Consider the following 1,851-nt stretch of genomic DNA (forward strand, 5'->3'; position numbering starts at 1 on the left):
GACAACTTCACCAATAATTACTGAAGCTAATCCAGCTACAATTGTACCAACCCCCATATTAACATCTGCAAATCCTTGATATTGTCCAACAAGTGCACCAGATAGTGCAACCAGAGCGTTAGAAATTATTAATCCCAGCATTTTCATTGAATTTGTACTGATTCCCATACTTCTAATCATCTGAGGGTTATCTCCAGTGGCTCTTAGAGCAAATCCAATCTGAGTATTTAAAAATGCATCCAGAATTAATTTAACAGCAACTATAACTAAAATTAATAAGAGTAGATTATTCCAGGGATAAGGAATACCAAAATCTCTAATAAAAGAGAAAATAGTATCTTTACCTATCAGCGGAATATTTGGTCTACCCATTACTCTTAAGTTGATAGAATATAAAGAAGTCATAGTTAAAATACCGGATAGAAGAGGAGCAATTTTTAATTTAGTATTTAAAAATCCTGTAATTGCCCCGGCAAGCCCTCCGGCAATAACTGCTGCTCCCAGAGAATAAAATGGATTCATTCCCATGGTTAATAATCTTGCTGAAACAGCAGCTCCTAAAGGGAGACTTCCGTCTACAGTAAGATCAGCAAAATCAAGAATTCTAAAAGATATAAATACACCCAGAGCCATGATCCCGAAGGCCAGGCCCTGTTCTAAAGACGTAATTGCAAAACTTAGATTCATAACACACCTCACACCATTTCTAAACTACATATTTTATTTATAATAATTCTTAATTTTATTCCTGTGTAATTTCTTCATAAATTACATCAGCTCTGTCTAAGACAGCAGCTGGAATTTCCAGGTTTAAATTTTCAGCAGCTTTTTTATTTAGATATAATTTCAATTGATCTGAAGATTCTACTGCCATTTCTGCAGGATCAGCACCATTTAAGACACGGGCTGCCATTTTACCAGTTTGAATTCCCAGCAGATTATAATCAATTCCTAAGGTAGCAATTGAACCCTGTCTAACCTGTCCATTTTCTGAGGCGAATACAGGAATCTTATTTTGATTGGTAATATTTAAAACAGAAGGTAAAGCAGATACTATAATATTATCTGTGGGAACATAAATTGCATCAACATCTCCGATTAAAGAAGAAGCAGCAAGACTAACTTCACTGCTGTTGCTGACTGTACCTTCATGCAAATTAATGCCCATTTCTGCTGTAGTTTCTTTTACCAGATCAACCTGGACAACTGAGTTTACTTCACCTGGATTATAGAGTACTCCCAGATCAGTTATTTCTGGAATAAATTCTTTAATTAATTCAATCTGCTGGGCCACCGGATTCATATCTGTAGTTCCAGTCATGTTTCCTCCTGGACGTTCCATACTTTCAACGATACCTGCTTCCTCAGGGTCAGTTACAGCGGTAAATAATACTGGTGTCTCTGTAATTACATTAGCTGCAGCCTGAGCATTAGGAGTAGCAATTGCCAGTATTAAATCAAGATTTTCTCCCTTAAATTGCTGAGCAATCGATTGAGCAGTCGCAAAATCCGCCTGGGCATTTTGTTCAATAAATTCGATATTATCTTCACTAAACCCAGCTTCTGCGAGTCCGGTAATAAAGCCTTCTCGTGCCGCATCTAAAGCGGGATGTTCTACAAATTGAGAAATCCCAATTCTATATTCCTGGGCCCCCGCTAAGCTGCTAACTAAAACTAAAAAAACTGTTAAAACAATTAAAATTGAAAAATTCTTTTTCATTTTTTTATTCCCCTTTCTAACTGGTAGTGGGGATAAGAACAAAATGTCCTTCGGACAATCTGTAATATAGTAAGGTTAAATTTTGTTGATAGCGGAAATTATGAAACTATAAATATTATCCACAACAAGCC

General features: G+C 36.3%; 2 protein-coding genes. Both read right to left on the reverse strand.

Annotated features, from left to right (window positions below):
• On the reverse strand, positions 1–687 hold a 687-nt coding region (locus CI949_RS20535), incomplete at its 3' end, for an ABC transporter permease (protein ID WP_290769892.1).
• Between the two features lie 55 nt (positions 688–742).
• Positions 743–1,720: an ABC transporter substrate-binding protein gene (locus CI949_RS20540; protein WP_290769893.1), complete on the reverse strand. Its 978-nt coding sequence runs from the start codon at positions 1,718–1,720 to the stop codon at positions 743–745.
• Positions 1,721–1,851 lie beyond the last annotated feature (131 nt).

It is taken from the genome of Halanaerobium sp., from assembly GCF_003070835.1.